The sequence below is a fragment of the Halomonas sp. I5-271120 genome (assembly GCF_030553075.1).
Lineage (GTDB): Bacteria > Pseudomonadota > Gammaproteobacteria > Pseudomonadales > Halomonadaceae > Onishia > Onishia taeanensis_A.
This window is the reverse complement of sequence record NZ_CP130701.1, coordinates 3573431-3592938: the sequence shown is the minus strand read 5'-3', so window position 1 is coordinate 3592938 and position 19508 is coordinate 3573431. Positions and strand designations below refer to the sequence as shown.

Here is a 19508-nt window from a genome sequence, read left to right as displayed (position 1 = left end):
GTCGGTGTGGTGACATCTTCACGGCGAGGCGGGTGTGTGCCCAGCCTCGTTTTCAGCCCTCTGTCCAAGCCCCTTGTTCACAAACCCCTGTTCACAAACTTTTTTTCAGGCCTGGCCCGTATCCCGTCTGGGCAGCTTGACCTCCGTCAGGGTGCCACCTTCCTCATGATTGTACAGGCTGACATTGCCACCAAACCGGTTGATCGTGGCATGGGTGAGTACCAGGCCGATTCCCATGCCCTTGGACTTGGTCGATATGAAGGTTTCACCGAGCTGGTCGGCAATCGACAGGCTGACCCCGGGGCCATGGTCACGAATGTCGAAGATCACCTCGTTGGCATCCCAGTTCAGGCTGATGACGATGTTCTCGGGGTTAGCGTCTGCGGCGTTGTTGAGCAGGTTCATCAGCGCCTGCTCCAGGGTCGCATCGACTGCGAGCTCCGGTTTGCCGCGGCGCCCTGCTATTTCCAGCTTATGACTGACGTCGGGACGCACTACCAGCCAGCGCTGTACCACGCTTGAAAGCCATTCCTCGGCCACGCGACTCTCGGGCTCGCCTAGACGCCGCCGATCGGCATTGGCGACCAGTTGCTGAAGCCGTGTCTTGCAGGTGTCGACCTGCGTTCTCAGCAGATCGATATCCTCGATCAACTGAGGACGGTCGCCGGCATCTTGGCGCATCTCCTTGAGTAGCACCGCCATGGTGGATAACGGTGAGCCCAGCTCATGGGCAGTGCCGGCGGCCTGGGTGGCCACCGCCAGTACCTGTTCGTTGCGCAGCGCAGCCTCGCGTGTGTGAGACAGGGTCTTCTCGCGGCGCCTGAGGGCATGCGCCATCTTGAAAATAAAGAAGGTCACCAGGCCTGCCGACAGCCCGAAGTTGATCCACATTCCCAGCACATGGAGGCTGATGTTGCTGGCGATCACGCCGTTGCTGAGCTGGGGGACCTGATCGAAAAACAGCATCAGGAAGGTGTAACCCGCCATGGCGCCGCTAGCGATGATCCAGGCGTATATCCAGGGCAGGGTCGCGGCGGCAATGGTCACCGGTACCAGGTAGTAACTGATGAAGGGGTTGGTGGAGCCGCCAGTAAAGTAGAAAAGCAGGGTGAGGCCGGTCACGTCGACCATCAGGTGCAGCAGGTATTCAGTGTCGGTAACGGCCCGTGGCCTGCCCAGCCGCCACCAGGTGGCAACGTTCATCAGTCCCATGGCGACAATCACGGTAATGATCGGCAGCACTCGCAGCTGAAAGCCCAGGACTTCAATGCCAAAGATGATGGCGCCCAGGAAGCCGGTCCAGGTGATGCCGCGCACAATCGTCAGGCGCACCAGGTTACGGTTGGGGGTCGACAGGGGTAGCGGCAGGGCGGCTTGCATGATGGCTCCGTTCCGTGAATGGCTGCATGATACCGCAAACCTTGATAGCTGCATCAGCGAGGGGGAAGGAGGCGACCAGTTTTGCATAAAAAAGCCGCAACCATGAAGGTTGCGGCATTGCTGATTATGGGTGCCGAGAATGGCTACCGAATCTGCTTTTGCGATCAGGCGTAGGTATTGATCTGTGTACCTGTAGTGCCTGAGGTGGCCAACTGTCCTTCCGGAGCAACCGCTTGGCCAGGCGGATTAACCGATTCCATCAGCTGGTTGACCTGTGATGCCTGAGTATCAAGGTTTTCCTTGAACAGTTCGGCCTGAGCCTGTTGGCTGCTGTTGAATTGCTGCAGCGCCGTGGCCATACCGACCGTGGCATTGATAGATGCATCCATAAGATGTTCCTTCTGTTGCGGATGAATTTGGGTACATCGCTATGTCTATCGGCGTATTCGACCCTAGCTGTAATCCTACTCTTCACTAGTCTGTTGGCCAGCCTGCTAAATGGATAGACCTCGAAGTAGTACGCCGCCGAACAGCCGGTTACTCGCTTGCGACCGCTGCTCGGGAATGGGCTGGTGATCTGCAGGAAGTCCTTGTTCGAACGTCAGGATGAGCGAGGTACATGAGCAAGGTGTCGAGTAGGGTGGGATTAAAAAAGGCCAGGATAATAACGTCCCTGGATGGGCCAATTGGGCCGTTGCGCTGGGAGTGTTAAGATAGCGCCATCTTTTGGCCCTGTGGCCAGCCACCTCTAGCAGTGACGGATTTCATGAGCGAGCTTGAGACTCAAGTCGATCTGCGACGCACCTTCGCGATCATCTCCCACCCCGACGCGGGCAAGACCACCATCACCGAGAAAATGCTGCTGTTCGGGAACGCCATCCAGATGGCGGGTTCCGTGAAGAGCAAGCGCAATGACCGCCATGCCACTTCCGACTGGATGAAGATGGAGCAGGAGCGCGGCATCTCGGTGACTACCTCGGTGATGCAGTTCCCCTACAAGGGACGTATCGTCAATCTACTCGATACCCCGGGCCACGAGGACTTCTCCGAGGATACCTACCGCACGCTGACCGCAGTGGACTCGGCGCTGATGGTCATCGACGGTGCCAAGGGCGTCGAGGACCGTACCATCAAGCTGATGGATGTCTGTCGCCTGCGTACCACGCCGATCCTCACCTTCATCAACAAGATGGACCGCGATACTCGCGACCCCATCGAAGTGATGGATGAAGTCGAGACGGTGCTCAATATCCAGTGTGCGCCCATGACCTGGCCGATCGGCATGGGGCGTCATTTCCGTGGGGTGTATCACCTCTACAACGACGTCATCCACCTCTACAAGCAGGGGCAGGGCAGCCGCATTCCCGAGGATGTACGCATCGAGGGACTCGATAGTGCCGAGGTCGATGAGGTCCTGGGTGAGTCCCAGGCCGAGGAACTGCGGATGGAGGTCGAGCTGGTTCGTGGCGCCTCCCATGAGTTCGATCTTGACGCCTATCGTCGCGGCGAACTGACGCCCGTCTACTTCGGCACCGCCATGGGCAATTTCGGCGTCCGTGAGATGCTGGATGGCTTCGTCGAGTATGCACCGACGCCACAGCCCCGTGAGACCGATTCGCGTGAGGTGGATGCCAACGACGAGCGTTTCACCGGCTTCGTGTTCAAGATTCAGGCCAATATGGATCCCAAGCACCGCGACCGGGTGGCCTTCCTGCGAGTCTGTTCCGGCAAGTACGACCGCAACATGAAGATGCGTCACGTGCGCATCGGCAAGGATGTCAAAGTGCCCGACGCCTTGACCTTCATGGCTTCGGATCGTGCGCATGTGGAAGAGGCCTGGCCCGGCGATATCATCGGCCTGCATAACCACGGCACCATCCAGATCGGCGATACCTTCACGGTCGGCGAGGACATGCGTTTCACCGGTATTCCGCACTTTGCGCCGGAGCTGTTCAAGCGCGTACGCCTCAAGGACCCGCTGAAGATGAAGGCGCTGCAGAAGGGCCTTCAGCAGCTCTCCGAGGAAGGTGCCACTCAGGTTTTCATGCCCCTGGACAACAACGACCTGATCCTCGGCGCTGTGGGTACGCTGCAGTTCGACGTGGTCGCCCACCGACTCAAGGAAGAGTACAAGGTCGACTGCCTCTATGAGGGGGTCAACGTCCAGACGGCTCGCTGGATCTATTGCGATGATCCCAAGAAGCTCGACGAGTTCAAACGCAAGGCGAGCACCAACCTGGCCTATGATGGCGGCGGCTGTTTGACCTATATCGCGCCGACGCGCGTCAACCTGCAGATGACCCAGGAACGCTGGCCGGATATCCGCTTCAGCGCGACACGCGAGCACTAATGCCTAAGCCCTAATTCCTAAGCACTAAGCCGGCCCTCAATATGCTCATCGACGCCCACTGTCACCTGGATTTCCCCGATTTCGACGTCGACCGCGAGGCGATGTTCGCGCGGGCCAGGGCAGTGGGCGTCGAGCATTTCGTGGTGCCGGGCACGACGCGGGCTCGTTGGCCGTCAGTGCTGGCGCTGGGGAAGCGGGTTGATACGAGTGTCTGTTTGGGGCTGCATCCCTATTTTCTCGACGACCACTGCGTGAATGCTAGCCGCTTCGATACCCAACGCTCGGGTACCAGCCAGCTCGATGGAGACGACGACCTGGTCGCCCTGGAGGCGGCGCTCGACGCACATCCTGAGGTCGTGGCGGTGGGGGAGTGTGGCATCGATGCCCGCTTTGAGGACACCTTGGGCGCCCAGTGGGTGCTATTCAAGGCGCAGCTTCGCATCGCCAAGGCACGCCATTTGCCGGTGGTGGTCCACTGCGTGCATGCCAACGACCAGGTAGCCAAGTGCCTCAAGGAAATCGGTCTGCCGGCGGGCGGACTGATCCACGCCTTTGCCGGCAGTCTGCAGCAGGCACAGCGATTTCTGGCACTGGGTTTCGTGCTGGGGCTTGGCGGGGCGATGACCCACGAGCGGGCACAGCGCCTGAGGCGCTGCGTGGCGGCTTTGCCAGAAGATGGCTTTGTGCTGGAAACCGACAGCCCCGACATGCCGCCGGCGGGCTTCAAGGGCGAGCGTAACGAGCCGGCAAGGCTTGCGCGAATCGCCGCTGACGTCGCCGCGCTGCGTCATATCTCTCGCGCCACGCTGGAAAAGGCCACTACGGCCAACGCGGCGCGAGTCTTCAGGCTGGCCGGCTAGCGGGGGATTGGCATCCTGTTGGTCTGGCTGGCAGATGGTAGAGATGCCATATGATTCCGCCGGGCCAGCCCTTGTGAGGAGCCCTTGTGATCAGCCCTTGTGAGTGGCCAGTTCTTCCGGGTCCAGGCGCTCAAGCGGGTAGGGAAGACGCTGGCGCTGGCAGCGCACGCCCTCCACGGTCAGCGGCTCGGCGACTTCCTTGGTGGTCAGGACCGCCAGCAGCTCGACCTGATCGTAGGCGTCGCGTTCGGCGGCGAAGACTTCCCCCTGCCGTTTGCCCTCGGCGTCCAATAGCTCGCTGCCGACCGTGGGCACGTCATTTCCCTCGAGGGTCAGTCTCACCAGGCGTTTCTTGACCTGCCCGCGGAAGTGAGCCCGGGCCACAACTTCCTGGCCGGTATAACAGCCTTTCTTGAAGCTGATACCGCCAAGCGCCTCCCAGTTAATCATTTGCGGCAGGTAGCTGTCCTGCTGGCTGGCGCTCAGCCAGCCGAGGCCGGCCTGGATGTCCTGAAGGCACCATACGGCATTGCCGACTGGTGTTGCCTGTTGCGTCAGTGCCTGCCAGCTATCCTCGAGGTCGGCGATCGGCAGAAGGGCGATCAGGCGCGGACGTGGCCCGGGGTGACGAACCACCAGCTGATCACCATGCTGGTGCTGATGCCAGATATGCGGCGGTTCTACGTCGAGGCGCGCCTCGAGCAAGGCGGGGGCATCATGGCCAATCAGGCCAATCGCTGCCAGGTCGTCGCGCAGGCGCATCTCGGTCTTGTAGAAAACGGCGAACTTCTCAAGGTGGGCCTTAAGCGGCTCAAGCAGCGACTGTTCCATCAGCAGCCAATAACACTCCGGGGCTACCCGGAGGACTTGAGCATTGGCCAGCATGCGGCCCTTGGTGGCGCAGAAGCAGGTCAGCGGCGCAAAATCGCCATCGGCCAGAGACATCTGCGCGCTGGTCTGTCCCTGCAGGAAGCGCTCGGCATCACTGCCTGCCACTTCGAGAATGCCCAGGTGCACCAGTGGCGTGACGACGGTGCCATCCAATGCCTGGCGCGCCGGGGCCGGCGTATCAAAGGTGACACGGGCCTCGCCGTCGGTGGTGGCGCCGATGCGCTCACTCCAGTCGGTCATACAAATCTCCCTGTTGGAATCGGCATTTGGTGGATGCGTTTCCATGGTCTGTGGGTTGGCTATGGGGGCAATCGGCGCCGATTCAAGGCTGGCCGGCCGCTGCCGAGGGCATGCTAAACTCATCGTTCAATCACGTCCCTTGCAGGAGAGGATCCATGGCGAGCATTTCACTGGCCTTCAAAGGGGTCGAAAGTACCGAACTGGTCAATCGCATCACCACCGCCTTGATGATGCTCGATGGCGTCGAGAGCGCGGAAGTGGGACGCCATGGCGCCGAGGTAGAAGGGCGCGTGCGCCGCGATGCCCTGATCAAGGCGGTCGAGAAACTCGGCGTAAAGGTACACTGACATGACCATTACCGTGATCAGTCAAGGCGAGGGCGGGCTGCGCCAGAAAGTCGAGCTGGAAGGCTTCGAAGACCTGTATGTCGACGCCCCGAGCGTGGCCGGCGGTGATGACAGCGCCCCCGATCCCCATGACTATTTCGATCTTTCGCTGGCCGCCTGTAAGGCGATTACCGCGCAGATGTACGCCTACCGCAAGGGCTGGCCGCTCACCGGCGTCACGGTGTGGGTCGTGCGCGATGAACGCGATGAGCGGCATGGGGTCTACCGGCTGGACGTAAGCCTGCGCTTCGAAGGTATCGATGATGCCAAGCAGCTTGACAGGCTGACGGAGATTTCCGATCGATGCCCCATCCATCGTTTGATGACCACATCGACGGTGGACATTACCACTCGTCAGGCTTCCCCTGATCAAGATTGACTTATACCGTTATCTTTCTTATCAGGTTAGCCATCATTCATTGTCGGGAAGCAACATGAGCAAAGCCTTTCGTCTGCAGTCCAAATTCAAGCCCGCAGGGGACCAGCCGGCGGCTATTGATAGCTTGATAAAGGGCCTGGATTCGGGCCTGGCCCATCAAACGTTGCTGGGAGTGACCGGCTCGGGCAAGACCTTCACCATGGCCAATGTGGTCGAGCGGGTACAGCGACCGACAATCGTCATGGCGCCCAACAAGACCCTGGCGGCGCAGCTCTACGGCGAGTTCAAGGCCTTCTTTCCCGACAATGCCGTCGAGTACTTCGTCTCCTATTACGACTACTATCAGCCGGAGGCCTATGTACCGTCCTCGGATACCTTCATCGAGAAAGACGCCTCGGTGAACGATCATATCGAGCAGATGCGCCTGTCGGCGACCAAGGCGTTGCTTGAACGTCGCGATGCGCTGATCGTGGTGTCGGTGTCGGCAATCTATGGCCTGGGTGACCCCGATCAGTACCTGAAGATGCGCCTGCACTTCACTCGGGGTGAGCAGATCGACCAGCGCAAGATGCTGCGGCGTTTGGCGGAGCTGCAATACACGCGCAACGACATGGACTTCCGTCGCGGTACCTATCGGGTGCGTGGCGACGTCATCGATATATTCCCCGCCGATGCGGAAGACGAGGCCGTGCGGGTCGAACTGTTCGATGACGAGATCGACGGCATCAGTCTGTTTGATCCGCTGACCGGCGAGATTCGCGGCAAGGTCCCGCGCATGACCATCTATCCGAAGAGTCACTACGTCACACCGCGGGACACCATCCTCGAGGCGGCCGAGCGCATCAAGGGCGAGATGACCGAGCGCCTGGACTTCCTGCGCAAGCACGACAAGCTGGTCGAGGCGCAGCGTCTTGAACAGCGCACTCTCTATGACATCGAGATGATGCATGAGCTTGGCTACTGCAACGGCATCGAGAACTACTCCCGTTATCTCTCCGGCCGCGCTCCGGGCGAGCCGCCGCCCACCTTCTTCGATTATCTGCCCGCCGATGCGCTGCTGGTGATCGACGAGTCTCACGTCAGCGTGCCCCAGGTCGGTGGCATGTACAAAGGGGACCGGTCGCGCAAGGAGACCCTGGTCGAGTACGGCTTCCGTCTACCATCGGCGCTGGATAACCGCCCGATGAAGTTCGAGGAATGGGAGCGAATCAGCCCTCAGACGATCTTCGTCTCGGCAACGCCCGGACCCTATGAAGCGGAACATGCGGGTCAGGTGGTCGAACAGGTGGTGCGTCCCACCGGCCTGGTGGACCCGGAAATCGAAGTGCGGCCGGCCTCCACTCAGGTCGATGACCTGCTGTCCGAAATCAAGCTGCGTACCGACGTTGGCGAGCGGGTACTGGTGACCACCCTGACCAAGCGCATGGCCGAGGATCTGACCGAGTACCTCGACGAGCACGACGTACGGGTGCGTTACCTGCATTCCGACATCGATACCGTGGAGCGCGTCGAGATCATTCGCGATCTGCGCTTGGGCAAGTTCGATGTGCTGGTAGGGATCAACCTGCTGCGGGAAGGCCTGGATATCCCCGAGGTATCGCTAGTGGCGATTCTCGACGCCGACAAGGAAGGGTTCCTGCGCAACGAGCGCTCCTTGATTCAGACCATAGGCCGGGCCGCGCGCAACGCCCATGGCAAGGCGATCCTCTATGGCGATCGGGTGACCGACTCGATGCGCAAGTCGATGGACGAGACCGACCGGCGCAGGGAAAAACAGCTGGCCTTCAACGAGACACACAGTATTTCGCCGGTGACGATTACCAAGTCGGTACAAGACATCATGGAAGGCGCTCAGGCGCCGGGCAGCAAGCGCAGTCGCCAGCGGGGAGAACGCAAGGTAGCCGAGCCGGTGGGCGAGTACAGCACCGAGCAGTTGGCAACGCTTTCCCCCGATGAAGTGCGGCGCCAGGTGTCGAAGCTTGAAGATGCCATGCACGAGGCGGCTCAGAACCTCGAGTTCGAGGAAGCGGCCCGCCTTCGTGATCGGCTGCACACTCTTAAGGAACGCCAGTTGGCTCTGGGATAGCCGATGCCGGAAGGTCCTGAAATCCGCCGCGTGGCCGATCGCCTAGGCCGTCAGCTGGTCGACAAGCCGCTGGAGTCTGTGTGGTTCGCTTTTCCGGAGCTCAAGGGTGAGGGTGCCAACCTTGAAGGCCGCCGTGTGATGGCCGTAGAGAGCTGGGGCAAGGCACTGTTGACCTATTTCGATGATGACCGGGTGATGTATTCCCACAATCAGCTCTACGGGGTATGGAAACTCCATCGTGCCGGCCAAACACCCTCGACGCGCCGATCACTCAGGGTACGTCTTCAGGCCAGTGGCCATGCGGCCAGCCTCTACAGCGCTTCGGATGTCTCGCTATGGCCGCCGGAACAAATAGGGCAGCATCCTTTTCTGTCGCGTCTTGGTCCGGACCTGCTGAGTCATGGCGTCTCGGCCGACGATATCGAAGAGCGGCTCACTGCGCCCAGATTCCGGCAACGTGCGCTGGGTGGCTTGCTGCTCGACCAGGGCTTTTATGCAGGAATTGGTAACTATCTACGCTCGGAAATGCTGTTCTTTGCGGGCTTGGCGCCACAGCGACGCCCGATGGATCTTGGACCCACTCAGCGCTCGAGGCTTGCGAGCGTGATGCGTTACGTGATCCAACAAGCCTATCGTGAGGCCGGCGTCACGAATCACCCGGCCTGGATCGAGCGCGAAAAGCGCGCAGGGGCAACTCGTGGGCGGTGGCGCTTTGCCGTTTTTGATCGTGACGGGCTGGCCTGCCATGCCTGCGGCGACCAGGTATCACGGCGCATGGTGACGTCTAGGCGGCTGTATTATTGCCCGAGCTGCCAGTCGGGTTGATACTTTCTTTCTTTAGTGAAATTTATACCGTTATCTTCAATGCCCTGAGTACCAGGATCACTTGAAGTGGCCTAAGCGATTCAGCGGCCGGGGGCGATGCGGTACAATGCCCGCATTTCGTTCACCGTGACCTGACCGCGGTGGACCCGATGACAACGCTAGGGAGTCGTTTCGATATGACCGTGATCCACCAGGATGATCTGATCCATAGTGTCGCCGACGCGCTGCAATACATCTCCTACTATCATCCCAAGGATTTCATCGACGCCATGCACGGCGCCTACGAGCGGGAAGAAAACCCCGCTGCCAAGGATGCCATCGCCCAGATCCTGATCAATTCTCGCATGTGTGCCCTGGGTCATCGCCCGATCTGTCAGGACACCGGCATCGTCACTGTCTTCGTCCACGTCGGTATGAACGTACAGTGGGACGCCGAAATGAGCCTTGATGACATGGTCAATGAAGGTGTGCGCCGCGCCTACAAACTGCCTGACAACGTCCTGCGCGCTTCAGTGCTCGCCGATCCGGACGGCAAGCGACAGAACACCAAGGACAATACCCCGGCGATCATTCATCACAAGCTTGTGCCCGGCGATAAGGTCGAGGTGCATGTGGCAGCAAAGGGCGGCGGCAGCGAAGCCAAGTCCAAGTTCGCGATGTTGAACCCGTCCGACTCGGTAGTCGACTGGGTGCTGGAGCAGCTTCCCAAGATGGGCGCTGGCTGGTGTCCGCCGGGCATGCTGGGCATCGGCATTGGCGGTACCGCCGAAAAGGCCATGGAGATCGCCAAGGAATCATTGCTCGATCCCATCGACATTCAGGAGCTGCAGGCCCGTGGTGCAAGCAATCGCGCCGAGGAACTGCGTCTGGAGCTCTACGACAAAGTTAACCAGAGCGGCATCGGCGCTCAGGGGCTGGGTGGCTTGACCACGGTGCTCGATATCAAGGTCAAGGATTACCCGACCCACGCCGCCAACAAGCCGGTGGCGATCATTCCCAACTGTGCGGCGACTCGTCATGTGCACTTCAGCCTCGACGGCAGCGGTGCCGCCGAACTGCCGGCGCCGAAGCTCGAGGACTGGCCGGAAATCACCCGTGAAATCGGCGAAAACGTCAAACGCGTCAATCTCGATACCGTGACGCCGGAAGAGGTGAAGAGCTGGCAGCCGGGCGACACTCTGCTGCTCAACGGCAAGCTGTTGACCGGTCGTGACGCTGCTCACAAGCGCATGACCGAGATGCTGGCCAAGGGCGAACCGCTGCCGGTCGACATGAAAGGGCGCTTCATCTATTACGTGGGCCCAGTCGACCCTGTTCGCGACGAAGTCGTGGGCCCGGCAGGCCCGACCACCGCGACCCGAATGGACAAGTTTACTCGTACGATGCTCGAGGAAACCGGCCTGCTGGGCATGGTCGGCAAGGCCGAACGTGGCCCGATGGCCATCGAAGCGATTCGTGACAACCAGGCGACTTACCTGATGGCCGTGGGCGGCGCCGCCTATCTGGTGGCTCAGGCCATCAAGAAGTCACGCGTGGTCGGCTTTGAAGATCTCGGCATGGAGGCCATCTACGAGTTCGAGGTCGAAGACATGCCCGTGACGGTGGCGGTCGACAGCCAGGGTGAGTCGGTTCACCAGAGCGGTCCGGCCAAGTGGAAGGAAATCATCGCCCAGCGCGCGTGAATCCCTGTCATGCCAGCGTAACCGGGGAGCGGCCCCCGCAACCGTGTCGTGGGGGCCGGTACTGGATGATGATTGTCGAAAGGATGCGACCATGACCTCCTGGCTGCTGGGAACGGCCATCTTCCTGATTCATTTATCAGGCCTGTTATCAGCCGTGATTGCCCTGATGTCCAGCCGGACATCGCAGGGGGCGATCGCCTGGATCATTTCGCTGGTGTCGCTTCCCTATCTTGCACTGCCAGCCTTCTGGATCTTCGGTCGGCCACGTTTCTATGGGTATGTATCGGCACGGGGCGAGCGCGATACGGTGCTGCGCCGCGTGCTCGAACGCTATCGCCCCCAGGTCGATCCCTTCCTTGTTGGCAACAGTCAGGGAGATCTGCGCGCCGTTGAACAGCTGGCACTGATGCCGATGACCCGCGGCAACCGCGCCCAGTTGCTGATCGATGGAGAAACTACCTTCGAGAGTATCTTCGCCGGCATTGATGCAGCCGAAGACTACGTGCTCATCCAATTCTTCATCGTGCGCCATGACGCCCTCGGCGTTCGCCTTAAGCATCACCTGCAAAAGGCCGCTGAACGCGGTGTGCGCGTGTATTTTCTGTATGACGAGATCGGCAGCCGCAAGCTAAAAGAAGGCTACATTCGCGACCTTTGCGAGGCCGGCGTCGAAGTCAGCGCCTTCCATTCCTCCCGGGGCTGGCGGCATCGCTTCCAGCTCAACTTCCGCAACCACCGCAAGATACTGGTGGTAGACGGTCGGGAAGGCTGGCTCGGGGGCTTCAATGTTGGCGTCGAGTATCTGGGGCAGGATCCACGACATGGGCACTGGCGCGATACCCATCTTAAGCTGACGGGGCCCAGCGTGCTGGGTCTTCAGGAAGCTTTCTGGGAAGACTGGCACTGGGCTACAGGCGAGGTGTTAAGCATTTCCTGGGAGCCCCAGGGGGCCTGTGACAATGGCCAGAACGTGGTGGTGGTACCCTCGGGACCGGCAGATCGCCAGGAAACGGCGAGCCTGCTGGTCCAGCACGCCATTCATAGCGCCGAGCGTCGCCTGTGGGTCACCAGCCCCTATTTCGTGCCTGACCACAGCGTACTGGATGCACTGCGTCTGGCGGCGATGCGTGGCGTTGATGTGCGCATCATGATTCCCGAGCGTCCCGACCACCTGCTGGTGTTCCTGTCGGCCTTTGCGTTCCTCCCGGACATGCTGCGTGCCGGCATCAAGGTGTATCGCTACCAGCCTGGCTTCATGCATCAGAAGGTCATATTGATCGACGACAGCGCCGCCAGCGTGGGCACCGTTAATCTCGATAACCGCTCTTTCCGGCTCAACTTCGAGATCACGGCCTTCGTGCCGGACACGCGTTTTGCCGCGGAGGTCGAGACCATGCTGGAGGCGGATTTCGCCAATTGCCGCCAGGTCAACTATGAAGAGCTTCAGCAGCGCCCCCTGTGGCGCAAGCTGGTCTCCCGGGCGGCGTATCTGTTATCGCCCATCCAGTGACAGGCCTGGTTTTCCCCCTAGAAGAGACAACAACTTGCATCAGGCCGACCCTGCCGATTGGCAGTCAGCGGGTGAGCGGCTAGAGTAGCAGGCTTCGCGGGTTCGGGCAGTTCGGACCCCCGCCCAGTTATGACATTCCATCGGAGTCGCGGTGAACCTCGAGACCAAGTGGCTGGAAGACTTCGTCGCCCTGTCCAATACCCGCAGTTTTTCGGCCTCGGCGCGACAGCGCCATGTCACCCAGCCGGCCTTCAGTCGTCGTATTCGATCGCTTGAACAGGCGGTGGGAGTGACCCTGGTAGATCGCTCGACCACTCCTGTCGGGCTGACACCCGAAGGCCAGCTGTTCCTGGTCACGGCGCGTAACCTGGTAGAGCAGTTGAATGAGTGCCTGGGTCATCTGCGCGGCGTGGCCATGGATACCGAGGCGCTGGATATCGTCGCCGCGCACTCGCTGGCTCTGGCCTTTTATCCGCAGTGGATCTCACGGCTGCAGCAGGGATTGGGGGAGCTGCCGACACGCCTGGTGGCGATGAACGTTGGTGAGGCCATTCATGTGCTGCGTGAGGGCAACTGTGACCTGATGCTCGGCTATTACGATCCCTACGCCAGCATGCAGCTCGATGCCGAAGTCTTTCCGTCCTTCTCGGTCGGCCAGGTCAAGATGATCCCCGTCTGCTTGCCCGATGCCGACGGCGCGCCGCGCTTTCCGCTGTCCGGCGAAGGGCAGATTCCCTTCCTCTCCTACACCCAGGGTGCCTTTCTGGGTCGCAGCGTGCGTATGCTGCTCAAGAATGATCCGCTGCGCCTGCGGCTGCGAACCGTCTACGAGACGGCCATGGCAGAGGGCCTCAAGGGCATGGTGATGCAAGGAGTTGGCATGGCCTGGATACCTGACTTCTGCATCCGCGAGGAGCTCTCCAGCGGGCGTCTGGTCCGCGCCGGAGGCGAGGGCTGGGACGTGCCGCTGGAGATTCGCCTGTATCGCTGCTCGCTGGTCCACAAGCCGGGCGTCGAGAAGCTCTGGCGCCAGATGATGAAGCTGCCCAGGGACTTTCTGGAAGCCTGATCCGATTCGTAAGCCCCGGTTTTCTCAGCAGCGTTCTGGGAATGGCGCCCGCTAAGGGGTGCCGAAGCTGGCGGGCAGGCCCAGGAAGGTCTGAATGATGAAAAAGTGATCTTCGAACAGTTCCTCCGGCTCCAGATCCGCAAGCGCCACCCAGCGAGCCCGCTCGCCGCCCTTGGCGGGCTTGAGTTGGGGTAGCTGCTGCTCCGGGCGCAGCGCGAAATAGAAGGCCTCGGCCAGAGTCCGACCGCGCCAGCTGCGATGCGGTTCGTCGAACAGGCGTTGCCCGCGCAGCGAGCCCTTGAGTACCGGTGTCGGCACCTTCAAGCGCACCCGCTCCCGTAGCTCCCTAAGGCAGGCATCCAGCAGCCGCTCGTGGGGGTTGATGAACCCTCCTGGCAGCGCCAGCAGGCCCTTGCCGGGCGCCGCGCTGCGCTTGACCATCAACACGTGCCCCGATTGCACCACCACCGCATTGACCGTCACGAAAATGGGCGGGTAGGGCGCATCTGCCCAGGCGCGTCGATACTGCTGAAGCAGCTGCTGCTCCTCTAACAGATGCTGATAGTGCTGGCTGCGAGTGAAGGCCTTGAGCGTGTCGAGTACGCCGGGGGGCAGGTCGTGGGCGGCGCCGGTAGAGGCGTAATCACTGGCGGCAGCCGGCGAGCGGAAAAGCCGTTCGCGAATCCCGCTGGCGGAGATGCCCTCGACCAGCGGCACGCTAACCGATTCCCACTGCGGGAACAGGGTGAGGTAGTAGCTCGATTGGCCACGGCTGGCCCCAATCAGCCCGATACGGGGCAGGCGCCCCTGGCTTGGCGAGGCGATGTCGCGCACCTTTCGCTGAACGTCGCGAACCCAGACGTCATCATTGTAGAGAGCATCAAGCAAGGGCTCGATTTCCAGCCGGGCATTGTCGGTCTCGTCGAAACAGCTTCTCAGCATGTCGTGGCGCTCCTCGAAGCGCCAGGGGTTGCGCAGCGAGCGAGCCTGCCAGGCCGAGCCGACAAGTACGATTACCTGATGGGCACGTTTCAATGCCTCGTGGATGACCGCTCTATGCCCCAGATGTGGAGGCTGAAAACGGCCAATGAAGACCAGACAGTCGAAATCCTTATGGCAATCGTTGGTTAGCTGGGTATGCGCCATGCGGGCTCCGTGGCTGATGACCGGGGTGCGCTAGGGGGCGCATTATCGACGCTCGCCGTCTCGCCTGCAATCTGGCGTTGGCGGCTGGCGAAGCATAGAGCCAAGGGCTCGGGTATGCTGGGTGCAGTCGATGACACTGTTGCAGGGAGCTTGCATGTTACGAACCTGGATTATTTTCTGGTGGGATGTGGTCCGCCATGCAGTGAAGCTGTGGCTGGAACGCAATGCCTTCAGCTACGCCGGCTCACTGGCCTTCTATACGCTGTTCTCGCTGGCACCGACCATCATTATTGCGGTCATGGTCATTGGTTTGGTGCTTGGCGAGGAGGCTGCACAGGGGCAAATCGTCTCTCAGTTACAGGGCACCATGGGCCTGGGGGCCGCTGAGGCCATCCAGAATGCCGTCGCCCAGTCGCGCATCCAGGAGTCTGGCCTGCTGCCTAGTATGCTTGGCTTTGGTGCCTTGCTGATCGGTGCCACAACGGTATTCGCGCAGATGCAGTTTTCGCTTAACACCATCTGGGGCGTGATGCCTCACCCCAGTAGCAACAGCATGTTGAAATTCATCAAGAGTCGAGTGCTGTCGCTGGCAGTGGTGCTGTCCATTGGCTTTCTGTTATTGGTGTCACTGATTCTCGGAGTGGTCGTGCGCGCGGTGTTGCATGCGGCCAATGACCTCTGGCCCGGCATCGGTTTCATGGTCGGCGGGCTGGAGTTCCTGATTTCCCTGGCCATGATCGCCTTGCTGTTCGCTACGATCTTCAAGGTATTGCCGGATGTGGTGTTGCGCTGGAAGGACGTGATGGTAGGGGCGTGCGTGACGGCGGTACTGTTTTCGATTGGTCGATACGGCATCGCCATTTATCTGACCTATACGGCCACGGCATCAACCTATGGCGCCGCCGGTTCTGTGGTGTTGATTCTGCTTTGGGTCTATTACTCGTCGTTGATCCTGTTGTTCGGGGCGGCGTTTACCAAGTGCCACCTGCTGGCCCGGGGTAAACATATCGTGCCGCGAAATTCAGCGGTGCTGGTCAAGCATGAGGTGCAAACCGACTGAGATGATCAATACCGAGTTGCCGGTTTGCTTGTCAGCCGATGTCGACCACTCTCGATTTGGGTTGACGTGTCGGGCAGTCGAACCAGCCCGAATTGCATCTCTACCGTCGCCGCTTTGATAGCGAACCCCAGAGCGGCAAGTGATAGGCACGTGGCAGCCAGCAGCAGAAATGTCAGAGCAAACATGAAAACATCCGTCTTGTGGCTTGTGATTGTAACTTGAATGTAGCCCGATCCACACTAATTGTACATAGAAGTTATATCAGTATGCCACATGTACAACTCCAGGCTGAGGCAACATGCCCTGGCTGTTTTGGACATCAAGGAGGCCATGAATGAGCAAGTGCTGCCTGAAGGCGCTGGTCACTGGAAAGGTGCAGGGCGTCTGGTATCGCAAAGCGACTCAGGAGCAGGCGTTAAAGGCAGGGGTAGCAGGACACGCCCGTAACTTGGCGGATGGACGTGTCGAGGTATTGCTATGCGGTGAGTCGAGCAACGTGGATGCGGTCGCCCGGTGGCTGTGGGAAGGACCACCGAACGCCCGGGTCACTCATGTCGCCATCGAAGGCGTCGATTGGCAGGATCACGACGCCTTCATCACGCTTTAGGCCGTTATTTCCAAGCCTGGGTGTATAGCGCCAAGGCTCTTGCCGGTCGAAAGCTACTTCAGCGTATCGACAATCCAGTCAATCACCGCGGGACCGTCTGCGCTTAGGCAGGCGGTGATCATCGGCGTCTGAGACCAGCGCGGTGCCAGGAACACGCGGCCATCAGGAGCAAACACTGTCTGCCCTTCGGCGACGCCTTCGGTGACCACGTTAAGATGGCCCTTGGCGGTTGTGAAAAGCTCGGGCTGGATGAGATAGGCCAGCGCGCAGCTGTCGTGGGGGCAGCAACCGTCAATGCCAAGCGCCTGCTGATAGAAGGCCCGGTAGAAGGCATAGCTCTCGGCCAGCACCTGGCCAAGCTTGCCCTGGCCGGCGGCGATGGTGTCCATGTCCTTGGGGGCCAGGACGCAGCGGTGGGTGGCATCCAGTCCCACCAGCGTCAGCGGCCAGCCTGCGGTCAGTACCCGGGCAGCGGCATGCGGATCATTGAAGATATTGGCTTCTGCTACCGGGGTGACATTGCCGCCTTCCTTGATTGACCCTCCCATTACGATGACCTGCTTGACCTTCTCGGTAATGCTCGGGTCGAGCTGCAGCGCGGCCGCCAGGTTGCCAAGCGGCCCAACGGCCACCAGGCTTACCTCGCCTGGGCGAGCGTTGATGGTGTCGACGATAAACTGGGGGGCGCTGACTGAAAGCGCCTTGCCTTCTATATCGGGCAGGTCGATGTTGCCAAGGCCGTTGGCACCATGGATATGCGCAGGCGCCGGATGCTTGGGCTTGACCAGCGGTGCGGCGGCGCCTTGGGCGACTGGGATTTTCTGCCCCGCCAGCTCGGCAAGCAGCAGGGCGTTATGGGTGGCGGTGTCGATATCGACGTTGCCATAGGTGGTGGTCATGCCCAGTAGCTCGATCTCAGGGTGGGCGAGGGCAATGGCGATGGCCTGGGCATCGTCAACGCCCGGGTCGGTGTCAAAGATGATCGGTTGGCTCATGGGGCTTCCTTGTCGACGCGGGCGGCGGCCCGCGCATCAGTGTAGAGACTGTCTATGCCGGGCCGCCTCGTTAGAGGTGGCTCGTTAGGTGGCTTGCCAGAAAGGTCAGTGACGCGTGAGCGACAGCGCCGGCCATTCTGCAAGTGCTTTATCGACGGCATGGGCATCGGGGATACTCGGTGCGGCGCCTTCGCGCTGCACGCAAATCGCCGAGGCAGCACTTGCCCGACGCAGGCAGGTCTCGACGTCACTCCCAGCAAGCCTGGCGGCCATGAAGTGGCCGATGAAGGTGTCGCCGGCAGCGGTGGTGTCCCTGGCCTCTACCCGGTAAGCGGGCAGTACGAGCCGGGTGTCGCCGTGCTGATAGCAGACACCGTCACCTCCCAGGGTCAGCACCAGCTCAACGCCAGGCAAGCGTTCACCGAGTGCCATGAGCAGGGCATCGGCATCGCTGTCTTCTGACAAGTTGACCAGCGCGGCCGCCTCGCCGCGATTGACGAACAGCAGCTGGCAGGCCGACAGCGGCAGCTCGTTCACGGCGGCGTGCATCGGCGCTGGATTGAAGGCGATTGACAACCCTCTGGCATGGGCCTGCTCCATGGCGCGAGCCAGGCCGTTGGTTTCGTTCTGCAGCAGCAGCCAGCCGTTGGGCTCGGCATTGTCAATGCGCGTGTCGATGTCGGCATGTTCAAAGCCGTGGTTGGCCCCCGGGTAGAGAATGATGGCATTCTCGGCCTGGTCATCGACCTGGATCAGGGCATGACCGCTGGGTTCATCGACGAGGTCCACTGCCTCGGCGCCGACACCGGCGTCGGTGAGTTGCCTGAGTGCCCAGTCGTCGCTGAGGCCGAGGCGCCCCCAGTGTTCGACGCGGCCACCGGCCAGGGCCATGGCGAGCGACTGATTGGCGCCCTTGCCGCCGAGTACCTGCTGATAGCCGGTACTGGCCAGCGTCTCGCCGGGGCGAACCAAGTGGGGTACGCGATAGACGTGATCGATGTTGATGGAGCCCAGGTTGTAAAGTGGGCGAGGGGTATCAGGCATCCGAGTTTCCTTGCCAGGCGCGGATATTGTCCACGGTCAGCCGGACCACATTGGCGCGTGCCTCGGGTGTGATCCAGGCATTGTGCGGGGTGACGATCAGGTTAAGTGGCTCGTCGAGAGCCTCGATCAGGGCGTGACCGTTCCGCGGGGGTTCCGCCGGCAGCGAATCGACCCCGAGACCGCCCAAGCGCCCCTCACGCAGCGCCTCTAGGGCCGCCTGTTCGTCTATGATACCGCCTCGTGCGCAATTGATCAGCAGCGCATCTTCCTTGAAGCGCTCCAGCAGGGCGGCATCGACCAGATGGCGGGTCTGCTCGGTCAAAGGGCAGTGCAGGCTCACAACGTCCGCCTGGGGCGCCAGTTCATGCAGGCTAGGGCGTTGGTCGTCGGCCTTGCCGGGGCGGGCGGCGAAGCTGACGCGCATCTCGAACGCCTCCGCCAGCGCCGCCACCCGCGAGCCAAGCTCACCCTGGCCGACGATCACCAGGTGCTTTCCCGAAAGCTGCAGGGTGCGGTGATTTAACAGGCAGAAAAAGGCGCTCTGCTGCCAGGCACCGTCGGCAACCTCGCGCTGGTAGAGCGGAAGCCGATTGGCCAGGGTCAGCATCAGCATCAGGGTGTGCTGGGCGACGCTGGCCGTGCCATAGGCGGTAACGTTGCGCACCTCTATGCCCAGCCGCTTGGCAGCCTGCATGTCGATATTATTGGTGCCGGTCGCCAATACGCAGATCAGCTTCAGGCTGGGCAGCGCCTCGAGGGTCTCTGAATTCAATAGCACCTTGTTGACGATGGCCACACTGGTGCCGTCCAGGCGCTCCAGGCATTCCTCCGGGGCAGTGGTGTCATGGACCTTCAGGGTATCGACTTCGGCGCGAAGCGGGTTCAGGTCGATATCGTCGCCAAGGCTGGCGGCATCAAGGATCACGGCTTTCATGGGAGCGTCCTGATCGTATTGTGGGGTATCGTATAGGGTTGGCTGCAACGCATGATGATAATGC

Annotated in this window: 18 protein-coding genes; 11 read left to right on the top strand and 7 right to left on the bottom strand. The window is 60.9% G+C overall.

Annotated features, from left to right (window positions below; genetic code table 11):
* Positions 1–105: 105 nt before the first annotated feature.
* Together Q2K57_RS16185 and Q2K57_RS16180 are read right to left on the bottom strand one after the other, a co-directional pair.
* Entirely contained in the window at positions 106–1380 is a 1275-nt protein-coding gene (locus Q2K57_RS16185) for an ATP-binding protein (protein WP_304525672.1), read from the bottom strand.
* 164 nt (positions 1381–1544) lie between these two features.
* A complete protein-coding gene (locus Q2K57_RS16180; RefSeq protein WP_304525671.1) occupies positions 1545–1769 on the bottom strand; it encodes a putative motility protein in 225 nt (74 codons plus the stop codon).
* A 377-nt stretch (positions 1770–2146) separates the two neighbouring features.
* Between Q2K57_RS16180 and Q2K57_RS16175 the strand changes: the two genes are divergently transcribed.
* Positions 2147–3730: a peptide chain release factor 3 gene (locus tag Q2K57_RS16175; protein WP_181463081.1), complete on the top strand. Its 1584-nt coding sequence runs from the start codon at positions 2147–2149 to the stop codon at positions 3728–3730.
* A gap of 41 nt (positions 3731–3771) precedes the next feature.
* Entirely contained in the window at positions 3772–4590 is an 819-nt protein-coding gene (locus tag Q2K57_RS16170) for a TatD family hydrolase (protein WP_304525670.1), read from the top strand.
* A gap of 90 nt (positions 4591–4680) precedes the next feature.
* On the opposite strand, the gene Q2K57_RS16165 is transcribed toward Q2K57_RS16170, so the two are convergent.
* The gene (locus Q2K57_RS16165; RefSeq protein ID WP_304525669.1) at positions 4681–5721 is read right to left on the bottom strand and encodes a folate-binding protein YgfZ; all 1041 of its coding nucleotides are present in this window, start codon (positions 5719–5721) and stop codon (positions 4681–4683) included.
* Between the two features lie 155 nt (positions 5722–5876).
* On the opposite strand from Q2K57_RS16165, the gene Q2K57_RS16160 reads away from it, so the two are divergent.
* The 7 genes from Q2K57_RS16160 (at position 5877) to Q2K57_RS16130 (ending at position 13658) form a co-directional block, all read left to right on the top strand.
* Positions 5877–6068 (top strand): hypothetical protein, encoded by a 192-nt coding sequence (locus Q2K57_RS16160; RefSeq protein WP_112055266.1) that lies wholly within the window; start codon positions 5877–5879, stop codon positions 6066–6068.
* 1 nt (position 6069) lies between these two features.
* Positions 6070–6486, top strand: coding sequence for an OsmC family protein (locus Q2K57_RS16155; protein WP_112055267.1), 417 nt, complete (start codon positions 6070–6072; stop codon positions 6484–6486).
* A 55-nt stretch (positions 6487–6541) separates the two neighbouring features.
* The gene (gene uvrB / locus Q2K57_RS16150) at positions 6542–8572 is read left to right on the top strand and encodes an excinuclease ABC subunit UvrB (protein ID WP_304525668.1); all 2031 of its coding nucleotides are present in this window, start codon (positions 6542–6544) and stop codon (positions 8570–8572) included.
* Between the two features lie 3 nt (positions 8573–8575).
* Positions 8576–9397, top strand: coding sequence for an endonuclease VIII (gene nei / locus Q2K57_RS16145; RefSeq protein ID WP_304525667.1), 822 nt, complete (start codon positions 8576–8578; stop codon positions 9395–9397).
* Positions 9398–9573: 176 nt separating this feature from the next.
* Positions 9574–11079 carry a fumarate hydratase gene (locus Q2K57_RS16140; RefSeq protein ID WP_304525666.1) on the top strand — a complete coding sequence of 502 codons (1506 nt, stop codon included), beginning with the start codon at positions 9574–9576 and terminating at the stop codon, positions 11077–11079.
* A gap of 91 nt (positions 11080–11170) precedes the next feature.
* Positions 11171–12589, top strand: coding sequence for a cardiolipin synthase (gene cls, locus Q2K57_RS16135; RefSeq protein ID WP_304525665.1), 1419 nt, complete (start codon positions 11171–11173; stop codon positions 12587–12589).
* Positions 12590–12740: 151 nt separating this feature from the next.
* Entirely contained in the window at positions 12741–13658 is a 918-nt protein-coding gene (locus Q2K57_RS16130; RefSeq protein WP_092524051.1) for a LysR substrate-binding domain-containing protein, read from the top strand.
* A gap of 51 nt (positions 13659–13709) precedes the next feature.
* Here the strand turns inward: Q2K57_RS16130 and Q2K57_RS16125 are convergent, their stop codons facing one another.
* Positions 13710–14804 (bottom strand): bifunctional nicotinamide-nucleotide adenylyltransferase/Nudix hydroxylase, encoded by a 1095-nt coding sequence (locus tag Q2K57_RS16125; protein ID WP_304525664.1) that lies wholly within the window; start codon positions 14802–14804, stop codon positions 13710–13712.
* 154 nt (positions 14805–14958) lie between these two features.
* On the opposite strand from Q2K57_RS16125, the gene Q2K57_RS16120 reads away from it, so the two are divergent.
* Both Q2K57_RS16120 and Q2K57_RS16115 read left to right on the top strand, forming a co-directional pair.
* Positions 14959–15864 carry a YihY/virulence factor BrkB family protein gene (locus tag Q2K57_RS16120; RefSeq protein WP_112055272.1) on the top strand — a complete coding sequence of 302 codons (906 nt, stop codon included), beginning with the start codon at positions 14959–14961 and terminating at the stop codon, positions 15862–15864.
* Positions 15865–16198: 334 nt separating this feature from the next.
* Entirely contained in the window at positions 16199–16471 is a 273-nt protein-coding gene (locus Q2K57_RS16115; RefSeq protein WP_304525663.1) for an acylphosphatase, read from the top strand.
* A 53-nt stretch (positions 16472–16524) separates the two neighbouring features.
* Here Q2K57_RS16115 and Q2K57_RS16110 read toward each other — a convergent pair whose 3' ends face one another.
* From Q2K57_RS16110 to Q2K57_RS16100, 3 genes are all read right to left on the bottom strand, one after another.
* Complete coding sequence (locus tag Q2K57_RS16110; protein WP_112055274.1) at positions 16525–17466, bottom strand: nucleoside hydrolase; 942 nt, start codon at positions 17464–17466, stop codon at positions 16525–16527.
* A 105-nt stretch (positions 17467–17571) separates the two neighbouring features.
* Positions 17572–18510: a ribokinase gene (locus Q2K57_RS16105; RefSeq protein WP_304525662.1), complete on the bottom strand. Its 939-nt coding sequence runs from the start codon at positions 18508–18510 to the stop codon at positions 17572–17574.
* Positions 18503–19444 carry a D-2-hydroxyacid dehydrogenase gene (locus Q2K57_RS16100; protein ID WP_112055276.1) on the bottom strand — a complete coding sequence of 314 codons (942 nt, stop codon included), beginning with the start codon at positions 19442–19444 and terminating at the stop codon, positions 18503–18505. Before Q2K57_RS16100 ends, Q2K57_RS16105 begins: the two co-directional genes overlap by 8 nt.
* Positions 19445–19508 lie beyond the last annotated feature (64 nt).